Raw genomic sequence first — 18,347 nt, 5'->3', positions numbered from 1 at the left:
TGCTGCTTAGGCTCGAAGTAACTGACGTTTATTCAAAGGAGTAAGACATGCACAACGCAAATGTCCAAGCGCGAACGCTGAAAAAGTGGTTCGCTCCCGCCTGCGCTGTAATGCTGGCAGCCGCCTGGCTAATCGCCAAACCCACCGAGGCGCAGACCGCATCCTCGGTGCTGGTGCGCGGCGGGCCGCTTCACGGCGCCAACGGCCTGACCTTCGACAGCAAAGACCAGTTGCACATTGCCAGCCTGCGCGGCCGGGAAGTCGTTCGGGCCGGCTCCCGCACCGGCGCCATCCTTGAGCGCTTCGGTCCGACCCAGGGGGTGGAAGGGCCGGACGACATCACCTTCGGCCCGGACGGCTCGCTGTACTGGACGTCGATTCTCACTGGCGAAGTCGGCCGCCTGGCACCCGACGGCACCAAGCGCACCGTGGCGGTGCTGCCCAGCGGCGTCAATCCCGTGACGTTCTCGCCGGACGGGCGGCTGTTTGTCGGTCTGTCCTTCTTTGGCGACGCCCTGTACGAACTGGATCCCGAAGGGATAAAATCCCCACGGCTAATTGCTTCGAATTTCGGCGGCCCCAACGCGTTTGACTTTGGACCGGACGGCTTTTTGTATAGCCCAATCATGTTCAAAGGCCAGGTGGCCCGTATCGATGTCGAGACGGGGGCGATCACCCCTGTGGCCGAGGGGTTCGGCTTTCCGGTGGCCGCCAAATTCGATTCAAAAGGGCGCCTGTTTGTCGTGGACCTGGCCACCGGCGAGATCGTCCGCGTCGCTCCCGGTAGCGCTCAGAAGCAAGTGATCGCTGTACTTCCCCCCGGTCTGGACAACCTGGCCTTCGACGCCCAGGATCGCCTGTTCGTCTCCAGTGCTGTGGACGGCTTCGTGGTCGAAATTCTCGCCGACGGCCGGGTTCGCCCGGTAATTGAGGGTGGCCTGATTGCTCCCGGTGGGGTAGCTGTGGTGCCGCGCGCCGACGGTGGCGAATCGGTGTTCGTGGCCGACTGGACCGCTTTGCGCGAATTTGGAAACGTGCAGGGCCGACAGTTGAGCGTGGAAAGATCGCTCATTGGGGTGTCAGCGCTCTCCTCGCCGTTTACCGTCGCTCCCGACGGCAACAATCTGCTGCTCTCCTCCTGGTTCGGCAACACGGTCCAAATCTGGGATCCGGCCGCCAGGGCGATTGTCGGAAGCTACAGCTTCGCTGCGCCCTTAAATGCGATTCGCTTTCAAGGCGATCTGATCGTGGCCGAACTGGGCAGCGGCACCGTGATCCGGGCCAAAGCCGCCGATCCGAACCAGCGGGAGACGCTGGCTGACAGTCTGGGCGAACCGGCGGGTCTGGCGGCAACCGCCGATGATCTCTGGGTGAGCGATCGCGCCTCGGGCAAGCTTTTGCAAGTGGTGGCGGATGGGCAGCTGTTGAACCCTCCGCTCACCGTCGCCAGTGGATTGGCGGCACCGGAGGGGCTGGCGGTGGAACCCGACGGTCAGTTGCTGGTCGTTGAAAGCGGGGCAGGCCGTCTGTCGCGGGTGCATCCCGAAACTGGAGAAGCGACGACCCTCATCAACAATCTGCCCATCGGCCTCGAAGGCATACCCGGCACTCCATCCACCTACGTCTTCAACGGTGTGGCCCTAGGTAAGCGCGGCACCGTCTACGTGACAGGCGACAAGACGAACGTGCTGTATCAGTTCCAAAGGTAATTTGCCGCCCACACCGCAGGCGGCGGTGAAACAGCCCTGAAGTTACTGCAGGCCCTTCGCCAGGTGGTCGAAGTACTTGCTCGCTTCGCCCGCCGCCTCCGGCCCGACTACCGAAGCCACCACCTCGCGCAGGGCGTTGATACCCTTGACGGTAGCGTCGATCGGCACGCCCAAAGAGGTGTAGGTCTCCTTGAGACCATTGAGAACGTACTCGTCGAGCAGGCTGGTGTCGCCGGCCACCATCGCAAAAGTCGCGTAGCGCAGGAAGTACTCCATGTCGCGGATGCAGGCGGCGAAGCGGCGGGCGTAGTACATGTTGCCGCCGGTGCGCGTCAGGCTGCTGTAGAGCAATGCCTTGGCGGTCGCTTCTTTGATGATCGATTGGGCGTTGGCGCTGATCGCCGCCGCCGAGCGCACCCGCAGTTCACCGGTCGCAAAGTAGGCTTTGAGCTGATCGACCGCGGCGTTATCGAAGTATTTGCCCTGGGAGTCGTACTTGGCGATGACCGTGCTGATGGCGTCTTTCATATGTCAGTGGTGCTGAACAGGTTCTCCTGCGCACGAGTGTAACCCCTATTGCGGATTCAAGAACGCGCCGGGACCGACAAATTCGATTTTCACCCGGTCGCCGGTCTTCAGTTGCAATCTGGAGGCCGTTCCGGCGTTGAATTCGAGCACCTGATCGACGTCGGTGCCGCTCTGCGGGCCGTAGGTCGGGCAGCGCTCCACCTTGCAGGGCGGCACGTCGGCGGCGATATAGACGATGGTGCCCCGGTAGGCAAAGACCATGTCGAGGGGAATCAACGTATTGCGCATCCAGAAGGCGGCCGGTCGGGGCGGCTCGAAGATAAAGAGCATTCCCCGATCGGCGGGCATCTGGGCGCGGAACATCAGGCCTATCGCCTGCTGCTGCACCGTGCGCGCCACCTCCAGTTTGAAGGTCTGCTTGCCGAAGGTGACCTGCGCTTCGACGGTTAGGCGTTGGGGTTGTCCCGCCTGCTGGGCCGGCGCGGGCATCGTCCACAGCGACAGGGCCAATCCCGCCCAAAGTGCGCGACGTTGTAGTGGCTTCATGAGGGTTATCGTAGCGTTTTCTGTCGAACGAACCGGCCGCTCCTGGGCAGCCGATGCCGAAGATAAAGGTTTGTGACTGCCCGGGTCTATCATGGAAAAACTGCACTCGCTTCTTCCATGCGTTCCGACTACTGCGGCACTTTGCGCTCCGAGCACATCGGCAAAACTGTCTCCCTCTACGGCTGGATCGACGGCTGGCGCGATCACGGCGGCGTCATTTTTCTCGACCTGCGCGATTACACAGGTATCGTTCAAATTGTCGCCGACCCGCAGCGCACCCCCGAGAGCTACCACCTCGCCAGTTCTCTGCGCAACGAGTACGTCGTGCGCGTCGAAGGCCGGGTGAGCGCCCGCCCCGAGCACTCCCTCAATCCGCGCCTTTCTACCGGCACAGTCGAAGTCTACGCCGATACCCTCGCAGTGCTCAACCGGGCCGAGACCCCGCCCTTTGCGATCTCCAAGGACGAGGAAGTCGACGAGAAATTGCGCCTCAAGTTTCGCTATCTCGATTTGCGCCGCGGGCGGATGCAAAAACTGTTGCGCCTGCGCCATCGGGTCATGCAGATTATGCGCCGCCACCTCGATGAGCGCGGGTTTACCGAGATCGAGACGCCTGTCCTGGTCAAATCCACCCCCGAAGGGGCGCGCGACTACCTGGTGCCCTCGCGGGTCAACCCCGGCGATTGGTTCGCCCTGCCGCAGTCGCCGCAGCTATTCAAGCAACTGTTGATGGTCGCGGGCTTCGACCGCTACTACCAGATCGCCCGCTGCTTCCGCGACGAAGATCTGCGCGCCGACCGCCAGCCGGAATTTACCCAGCTCGACATGGAAATGAGCTTCCTGTCGATGGAAGAAATCATCGCCCTCAACGAAGGGTTGGTGGCCGCCATTCTCCAGGAGACGATGGGTCTGGAGCTATCTTTGCCGCTGCCGCGCCTTACCTACGCCGAGGCGATGGTCCGCTACGGCTCCGACAAGCCCGACACCCGCTTCGGCCTCGAACTGGTCGAGGTCTCGGAGGTATTTCGCGAATCGAGTTTCCAGGTGCTCTCGGGGGCGGTGGCCGCCGGAGGCAAAGTCGTCTGTCTGCCGGTACCGGGGGCCGAGGGGATCACCAATACCCGCGTCAAACCGGGGGGGGATCTTTTCGAGTTCGTCACCCAGTTCGGGGCGCGGGGGCTGCTGTTTGCCCGCGTGCGCGAGGGCGGCCAGGTCGATACGATCGGGGCCTTCAGCAAGAGCCTCACCCCCGAAATCGCCGCGGGCATGATCGAGAAGACCGGCGCCCAACCGGGCCATCTGCTGCTGTTTGGAGCGGGCGATAGGACGGCGGTCCCGACCGTTCTCGATTACATGGGCCGCTTGCGCCTCAAGATGGGCGAAGAGTTGGGCCTCATCGACCCGAACCGTCACAACCTGCTCTGGGTGACCGACTTTCCGATGTTTGAATGGAACGCCGAGGAGAAGCGCCTCGAAGCGCTCCACCACCCTTTTACCGCGCCGCGGCCCGAGGACGAGCACGATCTTAAGACCGCCCGCGCCCTCGCCTACGACATCATCTGGAACGGCGTCGAGGTGGGCGGCGGCAGCCTGCGCATCTACCGGCGCGCTCTGCAGGAACGGGTCTTTGAAACCATTGGCCTGACCGAGGAGGAGGCGCGCGCCAAATTCGGCTTCCTGCTCGACGCTTTTGAGTACGGCACCCCGCCCCACGGCGGCATCGCCTACGGCTTCGACCGCTTCGTGATGCTCATTGCCGGCGAGCAATCGATCCGCGAGGTGATCGCCTTCCCGAAGACCCAGCGCGCCCAGGACCTGATGCTCGGCGCCCCGTCGGCCGTAGCTGAGCGCCAACTCAAGGAACTGAATGTGCGCTCCACCCTGCCGCCCAAAACCCAGGGCTAAAGCGCTTATTCAAGTCGAAGGCTGAAAGTTCACTAGTGCATTCTTCGCTCTCATCAGACTCGGGGAGTAGTTAACAGCATTAGTGAGCTTCCAGTGTTGACTTACAAACTCACTAAGGACAGCGTTATACCCTTTGCCAACCTTCGCAATACTACCTTTTGCAGGCACAAGATCTTCGCGCAAATTACGGCGATTACTTTTCTTAGCTAGGCTTACCAAAAACTCCTTGGGTTTGGGAATGCTATCTACCTCTTCTGGTATACTTTGTGCTAAGACTCCTAACCACTTTGCAAAGCTTTCGCGATCAGCTAAAATCCAGGCTTCAATTTCTTTTACAGCTATCCTAAATAGAAAGTTAGGATGTCTCTCAAATCTTTGCCAATTTCTCAATAAAGCTAAAGGGCACAGGTGAGCATCTAAATCTACAACAACAAGATAAGGAATCGCCTTTGCAGCATTATTAAATCCAATCAATCTTTGCTTTAAATAATCTGCACCTCTCAAGCCATAACACGTTGGAATAATAAACTCTCGACCTATTTGAGAAAGCAAAGAACGCAATACTGCTTCGCTCAACAGATCCTCGACTGCAATGTTCATGAGTATTTCGCTGGACATTAGAGAAATGTAAGCTGTTCAACACCTTGAGGCACAGTTCTGGGAAGCACCGCATCAGCAATTGTCAAGCCTTTGTCAAGCAACAACTCGACTTCTTTGATTGACGAAGCAACGCTAATAGTTGTGCCTTCGCTACTAGGCGATAAAATTAAAACTTCATCAGGACTAATTCCTTGATCAGAAAGGAGCTCGTAACTATGGGTACTGATTACCACCTGCCTCCTTTTTTGTCTTTGCAAGCGATACATAATACTTGGGAGCCTACTGACGATACCTGAATTCAAGGAGAGTTCAGGCTCTTCCAGTAAAAGCAGTGAATCAGTTTCAAGCAAAGCCCAAAACAACCCAATTAATCTTAAAGTTCCGTCAGAAAACTGGTCTTCTCTCTGTTTTCCAGCATTCGGGCGCCAATGTTCATAAACGGCTTCTAAATGTGGCACACCGAGTTCGTCTCTGACATCAGAAAGTTTTTTAAGCTGTGGAACGGCAAACTTTAAAGCTTCCTCAATTTTGAGTAAACGCGCCCTGCGAGTTTTTTCAGGGGTTTTTGCAACCCGCTCTAAGAAACTCCTCCCAAATGGATCTTCTGGAATTGCTGGCCCAGAAAAAGCCTCGGGATGACGAAGTAGCTGAGGAACAAGGTGTAAGTAAAGTACTGATTCAAAGAATTTTGCGATGTCTCTAAACGACAAATTTGCTACAATTTGCTCTAGATGTGTTTGGGTTAATCGAACATCATCATTTTTATCGAATTCGTCAGGCCTGTCCAGAATTAACTTGTCTTCTTTATACACTCTCTCATAGGCTAGCTTAGGTTGCCTGTTCCCACGAGTTTCTTGCTTAACGCCAATCTCATAGCGCCACAAAGCTGAGCGGTTCACAGATTCTGAAATATGAATTTCAATTTCGATGTTGGGTTCTCTGCGGGCAGATAAACAACGAATTTTCGATACGCCGCCTCTCGCAACAACTGCTTTTTGCAAGCCTCCGCCCGGTTTTGCGATATCACGCAAAAATCGAAACACATCTAAAAAATTTGATTTCCCCGAAGCATTTGGCCCGACAACGAAAACGCGGTCGGTCAGTTGTACATCTGCCGCTCGGAAATTCCTCCAGTTTTTTAGCACGATACGCGAGGCAAACATTTGCTGTTTCAAAAAAAGAAAAATTGTTCATCTGGGGAACAATGCTAGCACCCCCCAGACGGCAAAGACATCTCAAGCCGCCATAAATGCTTGTAGTTACGCCAAATGGGCTACATACTGGCAGGAGCATTCAAAAGCAGTGTTTGCTTTTGACTTGAGAAGTTCATCGGCATAGTAGATTTCAGCCTACCTTGAAGTAAACCAAAAACAGCGACGTTAGGCCCAGAAAGGTAAAAAAGCCGAAGGTGTCGAGCGTCGTGGTCAGCAAGGGCGGGCTCACCAGGGCCGGATCCTGCTTGAAGCGCTTGAGGATGATGGGCAAGAAGGTGCCGAGGCTGGCAGCCACCAGGACGTTCACCGCCATTACCATCGCCGCCACGATGCCCACCCACTGCTCCTCCGGCCGCGACCAGATGAGCGTGAGCAATCCCAATACCAATCCCAGAGCCGCAGCATTGACCAGTCCGGCGAGAATCTCCTTGCGGAGGATCTTGAAGACGTCGACCGGGTTGACCTCGCCGGTGGCCAGGCCGCGCACGGTCACCGAGATGGCCTGGTTGCCGACGTTGCCGCTGGTATTGGCGAGGATCGGCATGATGATGGCGAGCACCGGAATCAGGCTGATAGTGGACTGAAACGGAGCGATGGCGCTTGCCGCACCCATGTAGAGGGCGATGTTGCCGAGCAACCAGGGCAGGCGCTTTTTGACCGTCTCGATGGGAGAAGAAAGCGCTTCTTCGTCGCCGCCGATGATCCCGCTCAATTTCTGGATGTCCTCGGTGGCTTCCTCTTCGAGAATATCCACCACATCGTCCACCGTCACGATGCCGACTAAGCGCCCTTCGAGATCGACCACGGGCATGGCCAGCAGGTCGTAGCGCTTCATCAGGCGGGCAACTTCTTCTTGATCGGCGGTGGTCGGCACCGAGATGATCGTCTCGCGTGCAAGCGTGCGCACCGGCGTGTCCGGCTCGGCAAAGAGCAACTGCCGCAGCGAAACGACCCCCAGAAGCTGCCGCTCGGCGTCGGTGAGATAGGCGTAGTAGATCGTTTCTTTGTCCTGGTCCAGCTTGCGGATCTTTTGAATCGCCTGACTCACGGTCAGATCCTGCCGCAGCCGCACGTACTCGGTGGTCATCACCCGGCCGGCGGTGCCCTCGGGGTAACCCAGAATCAGGGCCGTCGCTTCGCGCTCGGAGGGGCTCAGTTGGGTGAGCAGGCGCTTGACCACGCGGGCGGGCAACTCATCAAACAATTCCGCCCGGTCGTCCGGGGACATCTGCTCGACAATTGCCTGCACCTCGCGGGCATGGAGGCTCTCGGTGAGCATCTCCTGCACTTCACTCGGTAAGTATTCGAATACTGACGCCGCCCGGCTTTTGGCCAGTAAGCGAAAAGCAATAGCTTGATCTTTGGGAGGCAGCGAAGCGATGTAATCGCCCGCGTCCGCCGGATTCATATTGTTCAGCTCAGTCTTCAGACTGGCCAGACCCTCGATTGCCAGCAGGGCCTCTCGCCGATCTTGCGTCAACATCGCAGGCCTCCTTCGCCCCCCATCGGAACGAAAGGAGACCCTTTCTTCCTAGAGGAGCAGTGTTATCGGAATGTCAGAGCTACTGCCCAAGGAAAAAACCCTAAATCGACAAGGATGACAGGCCGAAACGCCTTTTCAGGCGAGCGGTTGCAGCTCATGCAAAGGAGCGCCCCTGCACCACTGGATTGAGTATAACCAAACGGTGCACTGTGAGCAATCTATCTTCAGGAACGATTTGAGCTATCTCACGCAGCTCGCCAGGGGCGGCTTACCTCGCTGAGGCGTTCGACTTCCTCAGGAGCAAGGCTCCAACCGACGGCACCAAGATTTTGCTCCGCCTGGGCGGCGGTTTTGGCCCCCGGAATCGGTATGACACCTTCCTGGGCCACCAGCCAGTTGAGGGCGACCTGGGCCGGGGTGCGATCATGCTTTCGGCCCAGGTCGCGCAGCACCTCCAGCACCGGGGCGATGGCCGCAAGGCCGCTCGGGCTGTAGCGGTTGTCGAGGCGGCGGGCTCCCTCGGGCGGCGAGTCGGCGGTGTACTTGCCGGTGAGCAATCCCTGCGCCAGGGGGCTGTAGGCCAGGATCTTCACCCCGAGTCTGCGGGCGGTATCGAGCACGCCGTTGGTCTCGATTTCGCGCGTAAGGAGCGAATAGCGCACCTGGTTGACCGCCAGAGGTACCCCCTGGGCGGCGAGCCGTCCGTGGGCCTCCTCCATCTGGGAGGCACTGTAGTTGCTTACGCCCACCGCCGCGATCCGGCCGCGCTTTACCTCGCGGGCAAGAGCGCCCATGAGCGTGTCGGCTCCCATAAAGAAGTTAAAAGGCGAATGCACTTGATACAGTTCGACTTGCTCCCGCCCGAGCCGCGTCAGGCTCGCGCTGAGCGCCTCTTCGACCGCCTCGGCACCCCAGCGCCAGGGCAAGGGCAGATATTTGGTGGCAATCTGCACCGTCTGGCCGCTCTCGCGCTCGAAGCGTCCCAGCAGCGTCTCCGATTCCCCCAGGCCGTACAGTTCGGCGGTGTCAAAAAACGGTACACCCCCCGAGACCGCGGCTTCGAAGGCATTGCGCACTTCCGCCGGACCGTAGTCGCTGCCGTAGTTCCAAAAAAGCCGGTCTCCCCAGGCCCAGGTGCCGATTCCCATCTGGGGCACCTCTGGCCCCGAAGGTGTCAAGGCGACGGTCTGCATGCAATTACCCCCTGATAAAGTCCCCTTCTCGAGGATATTTCAGAGGGGGTGGCGGCGCCCGGATTCCTGGAAGCGAGAAGCGCTCGGTATGATGTCCCCAAGGTTGTGGAGCCGCGAATTTTAGTGCAATGGTTTTTTGTGCTGTTGGCTTTGGCCGTCGTCCTGGTTTCGAAGCCGGTCTCGGCCGAGGCGATGGTGGATTTGGGTGCCGTCGCTCCCGGAGTGCGCCGTGACATGCGCTACGCCACTGTGGACAATTTCCTCAAAAAGGCGGTCTACCCCGAGGCGCGCTGTCTGTTGCGCCCCCCGGTGGCCGAGCGTCTAGCCCGGGTGCAAAACCGGCTGGCCGCTGAGGGATTTGGTCTCAAAGTCTGGGACTGCTACCGGCCGCTTGCTGTGCAAAAGCAGATGTGGGCGCTGGTGCCCGACGAGCGCTACGTGGCCGACCCCGCCAAGGGCTCCCGCCACAACCGCGGCGCGGCGGTGGATTTGACGCTTGTCGACAGCCGGGGCAAGGAGCAGGAGATGCCCACGGCCTTCGACGACTTTTCTGCCGGAGCCGGCCGCGACGCCCAGGCCCAGTGGAGCGTAACAGCCAGACGCAACTATGCCGTTTTGCATAAGGCGATGATAGCGGAGGACTTTCTGCCGCTGCCCTCCGAGTGGTGGCACTACGACGCACCGGGATGGGAGCGGTACCCGGTGGTCGATCTCCCGCTGCGCTAGGTGGGCCATTGCTTAAATAATGTTGGATATTCCCCGATCCGAGCGCCCAGGTTGAGTATTTTCGGACCAAAGTTCTAAGCAGGTACGTGTGAGTGAGCAGGGTACTTATCCAGCTTCCCGTCGGTTCGTGCGCACCCTTTCACGGCGGCGGGTGCTGGGTCTATTAGCGCTGGCGGGGGCCGGGAGCGGTTTGTGGCACTGGCGCCACGCGAAAACCCAACCAACGATCTTTGAACAGGACACGCTGCAACTGCCCCGCCGCACAGAGCGCCCGCGCCGGGTGGTGGTCGTAGGGGCCGGGCTCGCGGGGCTCGCTTGCGCCTATGAGCTTTCGGCGCGGGGGTTCGCCGTCACCCTCATCGAGCGCGCCGAGCAGTTGGGGGGCAAGCTGGTGAGCTGGCCCATCGAGGTCCTGGGCGAGAAGTTCACCATGGAACACGGCTTCCACGGCTTCTTCCCGCAGTACTACAATCTCAACGGCCTGGTGGCGGAGTTGCAGCTGGCCCAGAATTTCGTGGATCTCAAGACCTACGCGGTGCTGTACCGCCACAAGTACGCCCCCGAGATCTTCAGGCCCAGCAGTGCGGCGTTTCCGTGGAATATCGTCGATCTGGCCGTCAGTTCCGCCAACCGGGGCGCCTGGGGTCTCAACCTGGCCAGTTTCGACCACTGGCGGGTCTTTCAGGCGATTACCAGCTTTCATACCCAGGTCACCCGCCGGCCGCTCGAGGAGCTTTCGGTGAGCGAGTGGGTAGCCAAGAACTTTCCGCAGGGTCTCTACGACCTGTACTTTCTGCCCTTTGCCAAATCCACCCTCAACGCTCCCGATCTGCTCAGCGTCGGGGAGATGCTCCAGTTTTTTCACTTTTATTTTTTCGGCAATCCTGAAGGTCTGGCCTTTCGGGGTACGCGCCAGGACATGGGCACCAGTCTTATCGACCCGATTGCCGCCGCCTTCGTGCACAACGGCGGCACCCTGATTACCGGCGCCCAGGTCGAGCGGGTGCGCTGGCAGAGCGGTCGGGTGGTTTCGATGACTTACCGGCAGGGTCAGGACAGCCTCGATGCTCCCCTCTGGGTCGATCGCGACCGCTCGCTCGCCGGTCCCGATCGCTATTACCGCCAGGGCGAACGGGTATTCGCCGTGCGCGGAGCCGCCCGGGAGGCCGTCGCGCTCAACTGCACCCACCAGGGCTGCACGGTGGACAGGCTCGCAGACGGCGGATTCCAGTGTCCCTGTCACGGGGCGACTTTCGACAGTGAAGGGCGGGTAGTGCAGGGTCCGGCCCGCGCCGATCTGCCCCGGGCGCGCATTGTCGAGCAGGAGGGCGAACGGTTGCGACTTGCAGGTAAAGATACCCCAACCCAAACAGGCGAACTGGAGGCCGACTACTTCGTGCTCGCCGCCGACGTGCCCGGCATGCGCCAACTGTTCGAGCGCTCCGAGGGCGAAGTGCACGAAGGCGTGCGCCGGCAAATCGCGGACCTGGCGATTGCCGATCCGTTCGCCGTGGCCCGCTTCTGGTTCGACCGCGATTTCGAGTGGAATTACAGCGACTTTGCTTCGCTGTCGGGTTACAGGCTCACCGACAGCATCACCCTCTACCACCACATTCAGGAGCAATATATCGATTGGGCGAAGCGCACCGGCGGCAGCGTCGTCGAACTGCACGCCTACTGCTACAAAGAAAAGGAATTTCCGACCCGCGAGGCGCTGCTGGCCACCTTCGAATCGGAGCTGTTCGAGATCGTGCCTGCGCTGCGCGAAGCCCAAGTGCTCCACCGCGAACTGCTCAATCAAAAAAACTTCTCCGGCTACCCGCCGGGCAGCTACGCCGGGCGGCCCGAGACGACGACGGCGGTGCCGAACCTGATATTCGCAGGCGACTGGGTGAAGATGCCCTTTCCCTGCGGCCTGATGGAACGGGCCGTCAGTTCCGGCTTTCTGGCCGCCAACGCCGTCTTGCAGCGCGAAGGACTCCAGCGCCGGGTTCTGCTTACCGTCAGCCCGGAGGGCGCCCTGCGGCCTTTCACCCAATGGTTAGAACCTTGATCGACATTCGTTCGCTCACCATCGACCCCAATTGCTGGTACGCCGTGGCCCAAAGCGCCGAACTGAAGACGGAGCCACGGTCTATCACCCTCTGGGGCGAAGCAATTGCCCTCTTTCGCGGCGCGGACGGGGTGGCCCACGCCGTGGAGGATCGCTGCCCCCATCGCCAGGTCAAGCTCAGCCACGGCCGCGTGGTGGAGGGGAGTCTGGAGTGCGCCTACCACGGCTGGCGCTTCGACGGCGACGGCCGCTGTACCCATGTGCCCTACCGCGAAGGATCCTTACCGGGTTGCCGGTTGCGCACCTACCCCGTGCGCGAGCACGACGGCTTTGTGTGGCTGTTCGCAGGCGACCCTGGGCGCGCCCACGCCGTGGAGCCCCTGCGCCTGCCGGAGTGGGACCACCTCAACTACATCGCTTCGGTCGCCCCCATAGCCTGTGCGGCCCACTACTCGTACCTCATCGAAAACTTGATGGACATGCACCATGGCCACCTGCACGAACGCTTCCAGGCCTGGGGGGCCGCCCACCTCGAGAAACTCGAAGAGCACCCAGGGCGCATCGATGCGCTCTACGAGGCCCAGAGCTATTACCGCATCGACCGGATCTGGTCGGTGGCGCAACTGTTCGTGCCCGCCCTGCGCCGGGCGCACCCCGAAGCGCTGGCGGTGAGCTATGTCTATCCCCACTGGCGCGCCCGGCTCGGGGAAGACTTTCGCCTTTACTGCCTGCTGTGCCCCGAAGGGGAGCGCTCCACCCGCGCCTATCTGGTGCACTTCACCTCACTCGAAGCGTTTCCGGATCTGCACAAACTGCCGGTGCCGTTTCGTCGCTTTGTCAAAGACCGCTGCTTCGGCTCGGCGCAGGGGATGCTCGCGGGCCTGATCCGCCAGGATGTCCAGATGATCGAAGAAGAGCAGCGCGCCTATGACCGCGACCCTCAAAGGCGCAACTGGGAAGTCAACCGGTCCATCGCGGCGGTGCAGCGGCTGTGGCGGCAACAGAAAAAAGCGGACGTTTCGTAAAGGTCGATTCTAAGCTGAGAATAGACAGTCATCCTGGAGAACGGACAGAAAATGCCAGTGATTACCCTCCTGAGCGACTACGGTTTGGAAAACAGCGCCGTGGGCACGATCAAGGGGATGCTTCTCAAGCTGTGCCCACCGGTCACGCTCATCGACCTCACCCATCAGATCCGGCCGCAGGATCTACTGTCTGGGCGTTTTGAGCTGATGACCGCCTATCGAAGCTTCCCCGAAAACACTGTACATTTGGCCATTGTCGATCCGGGTGCGGCGATGGGCCAGCGCGCCGTCGCCTTTCGCACCGCCGCGTACAGCTTCGTCGGTCCCGACAACGGCTTGTTTGACGGCGTGCTCGATATCGAACCGGCCCTTGAGGCGGTAGAACTGAGCCTGCCGACTTCCAGCAGCGGGCGACTCTTTCGCGGGCGCGATGTGTTCGCCCCGGCGGCGGCGGCCCTTGCCCTGGATAAAACTCTCTCGCACCTGGGCCGGGCGATCGATCCACAGTCCCTTGCGCGCTTCGAGGTCGACCTCGCCAACCGCCGCGCCGACAGCATCCACGGCCAGATCCAAAAAGTCGATCACTTCGGCAACTTGATCACCAACATCCCAGGCGAGTGGGTGGTGGAGCAGCCCTGGGAGATTCGCATCGGCGGCCACCGCTTCAATTTCTCAATCGACAGCTGCGAAATCGCCGCCGGCAAGCTCCAGGCGCAAATCGCGAGCCACGGCTTCGTGCAGCTGATGTTCGAAGGGGGCGATTGCGCCCGCCGTCTGGGGGTAGGGGTGGGCCAACTGGTGGTCATGCAGCCGCAGGTGCGTGCCCCCCGCTAGATCACAAATTCGCCCTCTTCGCTGAGGGCAGCCTGGCGGCTTCTGGCGTCGTGGTAAAGATCTTCGAGGGTGATCCGGTCGAGGGCCGCTTCCACCGAGCGGTGCACCCGGCTCCACAGCGCCATCGTCACCCAATCTTCCGCCTGGGTGCCGTCGCGCTCGATCCTGCCGAGCGGTGCCATCCCGTCGCCCACCGCCCGCAAAATCTCCCCAAGCGTAATCTGCGCCGGGAGCCGCGCCAGGACGTATCCTCCCTGCACCCCCCGCACCGAGCGCACGAAGCCGCTTTGTCTCAGAAGGATGAGAAGTTGCTCCAGAAAATGTTTAGAAATGTTCTGCCGACGGGCAATTTGGCGGATCGGCTGGGGGGGATCGTGGCGGTGAATGGTCAGATCCAGCATGGCTTTGACGCTGTAATGCCCACGGGTCGATAGTTTCAGCACTTGGTTAAGTATTGTAAATGGCGTCGGGTTGTCTTCTCAGACCGGTGTTACATTCATACGGAAAGCGCAATTTATTGCAAGGACTGCGGTCTTATGAGCAAGGTTTACGACTGGTTCCAGGAGCGCCTGGAGGTCCAGGCGCTCGCGGACGACATCACCAGCAAGTACGTTCCTCCCCACGTGAACATTTTCTATTGTCTGGGCGGGGTGACGCTGATTTGCTTTTTGGTCCAATTTGCCACCGGCTTTGCGATGACCTACTACTACAAGCCGACGGTCGCCGAAGCCTTCAGTTCGGTCAACTACATCATGGACGAGGTGAGCTTCGGCTGGCTTATCCGCTCGATCCACCGCTGGTCGGCCTCGATGATGGTGCTGGCGATGATCCTGCACACCTTTCGGGTCTATCTGACCGGCGGCTTCAAGCGTCCGCGCGAGTTGACCTGGGTCACCGGCGTGCTTTTGGCGTGCCTGACGGTCAGCTTCGGGGTGACCGGCTACTCGCTCCCCTGGGACCAAGTCGGCTACTGGGCGGTCAAGATCGTCACCCAGGTGCCCTCGGCCATCCCGGTGGTGGGCGACTTGATTGTCGAATTTCTGCGCGGCGGCGCCGGGGTTGGCCAGGAGACACTCACCCGTTTCTACAGCGCCCACACCTTTGTGCTACCCTGGCTGACAGTCGTTTTCATGCTGATGCACTTCTTGATGATCCGCAAGCAGGGCATCTCCGGTCCCCTGTAAGTGCGCCACCGTAGATTCTCGATTAAGGAGAGAAAGACATGCCGCTAAAGCGCCCCGAACTGGACGATCCGGAAATCCGTGAGCTTCTTGAGCAAGGCATGGGCCACAACACTTACGGTGAGCCCTTCTGGCCCAACGACATTCTGATTTTCGGCGTCGTTATCCTGGGAACCATCTTCGGCGTCATCGCCCTGGCCGTGCTCGACCCGGCCAAGATGGGCGAACCCGCCGACCCGTTCAACACGCCCCTGCACATCCTGCCGGAGTGGTACTTCTACCCGGTCTTCCAAATTTTGCGCGTCGTGCCCAACAAGTTGCTGGGCGTCGTGCTGATGGCGGCGATTCCGATCGGTCTGGCACTGGTGCCGTTCATCGAGAACGTCAACAAGTTCCAGAACCCTTTCCGTCGCCCGCTTGCCACCGCCGTCTTCTTGATCGGCACTGTGGTCACCATGTACCTGGGCATCGGTGCAATGATTCCCGACATTCCCAAGTCCCTGACCCTGGGCCTGTTCTAGATCACCAACCGACTTTCAAACGAGGGGCGCAGGAATTTCCTGCGCCCCTTTTGCGTGGTCCCAAAAGTGCGCCCCGGGCGCATCGGGGCCATAATGGAAGGAAAGCCGACTGTTGACGGACACCGTCCGCTCGCTTAGGTTAAAAGAAGTTAACAAACTTAACACTCGCGTCCGGGAGGAAGCCGTTCGGTGAATAAGAACTGGCGCAACGCAGGTTTGTACGTGCTGCTGGCGATTGTCGTGATTTCGCTGGCGAGCGCATTTTTCAGCGGTCAGCCCCAGGCCCAGCCGGAGCTGCGCTACAGCGAATTCATCCAGCAGGTCCAGCAGGGTCAGGTCAAGTCGGTGATCGTCAATCAAGAAGGCTCCAACGCCACGGTTACCCTCAAGGACGACTCCAAGGTGCGGGTGAATATTCCGCCCGGCGACCGGCAGCTCTACACGATTCTGGAGAAGAGCGGCGTCGAGGCGTCGGTGAACCAGCCCAGTAGCAACAACTTCTGGTTCTCCGCTCTCAGTTCCTTCTTCTTCCCGCTGCTGCTGTTGGGTGGGCTCTTCTTCCTGCTGCGTCGCGCCCAAGGCGGCCCCGGCAACCAGGCGATGAACTTCGGCAAATCCAAGGCCCGCGTGCAGATGGAGCCGCAGACCAAGACCACCTTTACCGACGTGGCGGGGGTCGAGGAGGCGAAGCTCGAACTGCAGGAAGTCGTCGATTTTCTGAAAAATTCCGAGCGCTTCACCGCGGTGGGCGCCAAGATCCCCAAGGGCGTGCTGCTCGTCGGCCCTCCGGGCACCGGCAAGACCTTGCTTGCCAAGGCCGTGGCCGGTGAGGCGGGTGTGCCCTTCTTTTCGATCTCGGGTTCGGAGTTCGTCGAGATGTTCGTGGGCGTGGGGGCTTCCCGCGTGCGCGACCTCTTTGAGCAGGCCAAGAAGAACGCCCCCTGCATCGTGTTCATCGACGAAATCGACGCGGTCGGCCGCCAGCGCGGTGCCGGCCTGGGCGGCGGCAACGACGAGCGCGAGCAGACCCTCAACCAGTTGCTCGTCGAGATGGACGGCTTCGAGGGCAACACCGGCGTGATCATCATCGCGGCCACCAACCGCCCCGATGTGCTGGACGCGGCCCTGCTGCGCCCGGGCCGCTTCGACCGGCAGGTGGTGGTCGATCGCCCCGACTTCAAGGGACGTCTGGAGATCCTCAAAGTCCACGCCCGCGGCAAGACCCTGGGCAAAGACATCGATCTTGAGAAAATTGCCCGCCGCACACCCGGTTTCACCGGCGCGGATCTGGCCAACTTGCTCAACGAAGCGGCGATCCTCGCCGCCCGCCGCAGCCTCACCGAGATCTCGATGGACGAGGTCAACGATGCGGTCGACCGCGTCCTGGCCGGTCCCGAGAAGAAAAACCGCCTGATGACCGAGAAGCGCAAGTGGCTGGTGGCTTACCACGAAGTCGGCCACGCCCTGGTGGGTGCTTTGTTGCCTGAGTACGACCCGGTCCAGAAGATCTCGATCATCCCGCGCGGTATGGCCGGTGGTCTCACCTGGTTTGTGCCCGACGAGGAGCGCGCCGATTCAGGCCTCTACAGCCGCGTCTACATGACCAACATGATGGCCGTCGCCCTGGGCGGCCGCATCGCCGAGGAGATTGTCTACGGCGAAGCCGAAGTGACCACCGGTGCCACCAACGACCTGCAGCAGGTGGCGCAGATTGCCCGCAACATGGTGACCCGCTACGGCATGAGCGAGAAGCTCGGCCCGGTGGCCCTCGGCCGCCAGGGCGGCAGCATGTTCCTGGGCCGCGACATCATGACCGAGCGCGACTTCTCCGAGCACACCGCCTCGGTGATCGACGAAGAGATCCGCGAACTCATCGAGAAAGCCTACGCGCTCTCCAAGAGCGTCCTGCTCAGCCACCGCAACTTGATGGACAGAGTCACCGAAGTGCTTGTCCAGAAAGAAACGGTCGATGCCGAAGAGCTGGAACAGCTCATCGAAACCTCGCTGAACAAGGCTGCCGCCTAGGTTCGCTCTTGCTCCTCTAAACAAAGCCCGCGGTTGTATCCCAGCCGCGGGCTTTGCGCTTTAGGGGCCGGCTTTGGCGATCACCCTGGCCAGGACTTCCTGATAAGCGCCCTCGACCTCGCCCATATCGAAGCGGAAGCGGTCTTTGTCGAGGATGCGGTCTTCCTCCAGGGTCCAAAGTCGGCAATTGTCCGGGCTCAATTCGTCTCCAAGTTGCAACTGCCCCGCCCCGTCGTAGCCGTACTCCAGTTTGAAGTCCACCAGTCGGATGCCGCACTCGCGGTAGAAAGCGCTCAAAATGGCGTTGACCTGCAAAGCCGAGCGGCGCAATTCGGCCAGTTGCAGCGCGTCGACGGTGGTGAGCACTTTGAGAATATGTTCGTCGTTGAGCAGCGGGTCGCCCAGGGCGTCGTTTTTGTAGTAAAACTCGACGATCGCTTCGCCCAGCACCGTGCCGCTCGCCAGTCCCGTGCGCTTGGCGAGACTGCCCGCCACGATATTGCGCACCACCACTTCGAGCGGGATCATCTTCAGACGGCGAAACAGCAACTGGTTGGCCGCCGGCTGGTCGATGTAGTGGGTGGGCACACCCGAGCGCTCCAACAGCAAGAACAATTTTGCTGAGACCGTGGCGTTGACGGCACCCTTGCCCGAGATCGTGCCGCGTTTTTGGGCGTTGAAGGCGGTGGCGTCGTCTTTGAAGACCGCGAGCACAATCGCCGGGTCGGGGGTGGGGTAGATGATTTTTGCCTTGCCTTCGTAGAGGATGTCTGCCACGGCCCACGCTCCAGGTTGCAAGATCAC

General features: G+C 60.4%; 17 protein-coding genes. 9 read left to right on the top strand and 8 right to left on the bottom strand.

Translation table 11 applies throughout. The features are described from left to right. Positions 1-47 precede the first annotated feature (47 nt). Entirely contained in the window at positions 48-1,709 is a 1,662-nt protein-coding gene (locus GLL_RS09995; RefSeq protein ID WP_011141929.1) for a hypothetical protein, read from the top strand. A gap of 42 nt (positions 1,710-1,751) precedes the next feature. Here the strand turns inward: GLL_RS09995 and GLL_RS09990 are convergent, their stop codons facing one another. Together GLL_RS09990 and GLL_RS09985 are read right to left on the bottom strand one after the other, a co-directional pair. Further along, entirely contained in the window at positions 1,752-2,237 is a 486-nt protein-coding gene (locus tag GLL_RS09990; protein ID WP_011141928.1) for a phycobilisome core component, read from the bottom strand. 45 nt (positions 2,238-2,282) lie between these two features. Beyond that, positions 2,283-2,783 carry a DUF192 domain-containing protein gene (locus GLL_RS09985; RefSeq protein WP_164928893.1) on the bottom strand — a complete coding sequence of 167 codons (501 nt, stop codon included), beginning with the start codon at positions 2,781-2,783 and terminating at the stop codon, positions 2,283-2,285. Positions 2,784-2,900: 117 nt separating this feature from the next. Here GLL_RS09985 and aspS point away from each other — a divergent pair, with 117 nt between their 5' ends. Next, on the top strand, positions 2,901-4,688 hold the full coding sequence (aspS, locus tag GLL_RS09980; RefSeq protein ID WP_011141926.1) for an aspartate--tRNA ligase: 1,788 nt from the start codon (positions 2,901-2,903) through the stop codon (positions 4,686-4,688). 9 nt (positions 4,689-4,697) lie between these two features. Here the strand turns inward: aspS and GLL_RS09975 are convergent, their stop codons facing one another. The 4 genes from GLL_RS09975 to GLL_RS09960 form a co-directional block, all read right to left on the bottom strand. Further along, positions 4,698-5,288: a hypothetical protein gene (locus GLL_RS09975; protein WP_197530161.1), complete on the bottom strand. Its 591-nt coding sequence runs from the start codon at positions 5,286-5,288 to the stop codon at positions 4,698-4,700. Between the two features lie 17 nt (positions 5,289-5,305). Beyond that, positions 5,306-6,451: an AAA family ATPase gene (locus GLL_RS09970; protein WP_011141925.1), complete on the bottom strand. Its 1,146-nt coding sequence runs from the start codon at positions 6,449-6,451 to the stop codon at positions 5,306-5,308. A gap of 181 nt (positions 6,452-6,632) precedes the next feature. Continuing rightward, positions 6,633-7,985, bottom strand: a complete 1,353-nt coding sequence (mgtE, locus tag GLL_RS09965; protein WP_011141924.1) for a magnesium transporter — start codon at positions 7,983-7,985, stop codon at positions 6,633-6,635. 245 nt (positions 7,986-8,230) lie between these two features. Beyond that, the gene (locus GLL_RS09960) at positions 8,231-9,178 is read right to left on the bottom strand and encodes an aldo/keto reductase (RefSeq protein WP_011141923.1); all 948 of its coding nucleotides are present in this window, start codon (positions 9,176-9,178) and stop codon (positions 8,231-8,233) included. Positions 9,179-9,301: 123 nt separating this feature from the next. Here GLL_RS09960 and GLL_RS09955 point away from each other — a divergent pair, with 123 nt between their 5' ends. From GLL_RS09955 to GLL_RS09940, 4 genes are all read left to right on the top strand, one after another. Further along, positions 9,302-9,904, top strand: a complete 603-nt coding sequence (locus GLL_RS09955) for a M15 family metallopeptidase (RefSeq protein WP_197530159.1) — start codon at positions 9,302-9,304, stop codon at positions 9,902-9,904. Positions 9,905-9,992: 88 nt separating this feature from the next. Further along, positions 9,993-11,957: an FAD-dependent oxidoreductase gene (locus tag GLL_RS09950; protein WP_011141921.1), complete on the top strand. Its 1,965-nt coding sequence runs from the start codon at positions 9,993-9,995 to the stop codon at positions 11,955-11,957. After that, positions 11,942-12,982: an aromatic ring-hydroxylating oxygenase subunit alpha gene (locus GLL_RS09945; RefSeq protein ID WP_011141920.1), complete on the top strand. Its 1,041-nt coding sequence runs from the start codon at positions 11,942-11,944 to the stop codon at positions 12,980-12,982. Before GLL_RS09950 ends, GLL_RS09945 begins: the two co-directional genes overlap by 16 nt. A gap of 51 nt (positions 12,983-13,033) precedes the next feature. Further along, positions 13,034-13,816, top strand: coding sequence for an SAM hydrolase/SAM-dependent halogenase family protein (locus tag GLL_RS09940; RefSeq protein WP_011141919.1), 783 nt, complete (start codon positions 13,034-13,036; stop codon positions 13,814-13,816). Here the strand turns inward: GLL_RS09940 and GLL_RS09935 are convergent. Then, positions 13,813-14,256 (bottom strand): Rrf2 family transcriptional regulator, encoded by a 444-nt coding sequence (locus GLL_RS09935; RefSeq protein WP_164929656.1) that lies wholly within the window; start codon positions 14,254-14,256, stop codon positions 13,813-13,815. The two genes, GLL_RS09940 and GLL_RS09935, sit on opposite strands and share 4 nt — an antisense overlap. Before the next feature lie 96 nt (positions 14,257-14,352). On the opposite strand from GLL_RS09935, the gene petB reads away from it, so the two are divergent. The 3 genes from petB (at position 14,353) to ftsH (ending at position 17,543) form a co-directional block, all read left to right on the top strand. Next, the gene (petB, locus tag GLL_RS09930) at positions 14,353-15,000 is read left to right on the top strand and encodes a cytochrome b6 (RefSeq protein WP_011141917.1); all 648 of its coding nucleotides are present in this window, start codon (positions 14,353-14,355) and stop codon (positions 14,998-15,000) included. Positions 15,001-15,038: 38 nt separating this feature from the next. Next, complete coding sequence (petD, locus tag GLL_RS09925) at positions 15,039-15,518, top strand: cytochrome b6-f complex subunit IV (protein WP_011141916.1); 480 nt, start codon at positions 15,039-15,041, stop codon at positions 15,516-15,518. Between the two features lie 189 nt (positions 15,519-15,707). Beyond that, positions 15,708-17,543 carry an ATP-dependent zinc metalloprotease FtsH gene (gene ftsH, locus GLL_RS09920; RefSeq protein ID WP_011141915.1) on the top strand — a complete coding sequence of 612 codons (1,836 nt, stop codon included), beginning with the start codon at positions 15,708-15,710 and terminating at the stop codon, positions 17,541-17,543. A 60-nt stretch (positions 17,544-17,603) separates the two neighbouring features. On the opposite strand, the gene purC is transcribed toward ftsH, so the two are convergent. After that, positions 17,604-18,347, bottom strand: coding sequence for a phosphoribosylaminoimidazolesuccinocarboxamide synthase (purC, locus tag GLL_RS09915; protein WP_011141914.1), 744 nt, complete (start codon positions 18,345-18,347; stop codon positions 17,604-17,606).

Origin of the sequence: Gloeobacter violaceus PCC 7421 (assembly GCF_000011385.1) — a bacterium.
Taxonomy (GTDB): domain Bacteria; phylum Cyanobacteriota; class Cyanobacteriia; order Gloeobacterales; family Gloeobacteraceae; genus Gloeobacter; species Gloeobacter violaceus.
This window is presented reverse-complemented; position numbering and strand designations above follow the sequence as displayed.

What these genes read in the sequence shown, in the direction of transcription:
- GLL_RS09995 (WP_011141929.1), top strand. Translation starts at nt 48, where the DNA reads ATGCACAACGCAAATGTCCAAGCGCGAACGCTGAAAAAGTGGTTCGCT.
- GLL_RS09990 (WP_011141928.1), bottom strand. Translation starts at nt 2,237, where the DNA reads ATGAAAGACGCCATCAGCACGGTCATCGCCAAGTACGACTCCCAGGGC.
- GLL_RS09985 (WP_164928893.1), bottom strand. Translation starts at nt 2,783, where the DNA reads ATGAAGCCACTACAACGTCGCGCACTTTGGGCGGGATTGGCCCTGTCG.
- aspS (WP_011141926.1), top strand. Translation starts at nt 2,901, where the DNA reads ATGCGTTCCGACTACTGCGGCACTTTGCGCTCCGAGCACATCGGCAAA.
- GLL_RS09975 (WP_197530161.1), bottom strand. Translation starts at nt 5,288, where the DNA reads ATGAACATTGCAGTCGAGGATCTGTTGAGCGAAGCAGTATTGCGTTCT.
- GLL_RS09970 (WP_011141925.1), bottom strand. Translation starts at nt 6,451, where the DNA reads ATGTTTGCCTCGCGTATCGTGCTAAAAAACTGGAGGAATTTCCGAGCG.
- mgtE (WP_011141924.1), bottom strand. Translation starts at nt 7,985, where the DNA reads ATGTTGACGCAAGATCGGCGAGAGGCCCTGCTGGCAATCGAGGGTCTG.
- GLL_RS09960 (WP_011141923.1), bottom strand. Translation starts at nt 9,178, where the DNA reads ATGCAGACCGTCGCCTTGACACCTTCGGGGCCAGAGGTGCCCCAGATG.
- GLL_RS09945 (WP_011141920.1), top strand. Translation starts at nt 11,942, where the DNA reads ATGGTTAGAACCTTGATCGACATTCGTTCGCTCACCATCGACCCCAAT.
- GLL_RS09940 (WP_011141919.1), top strand. Translation starts at nt 13,034, where the DNA reads ATGCCAGTGATTACCCTCCTGAGCGACTACGGTTTGGAAAACAGCGCC.
- petB (WP_011141917.1), top strand. Translation starts at nt 14,353, where the DNA reads ATGAGCAAGGTTTACGACTGGTTCCAGGAGCGCCTGGAGGTCCAGGCG.
- petD (WP_011141916.1), top strand. Translation starts at nt 15,039, where the DNA reads ATGCCGCTAAAGCGCCCCGAACTGGACGATCCGGAAATCCGTGAGCTT.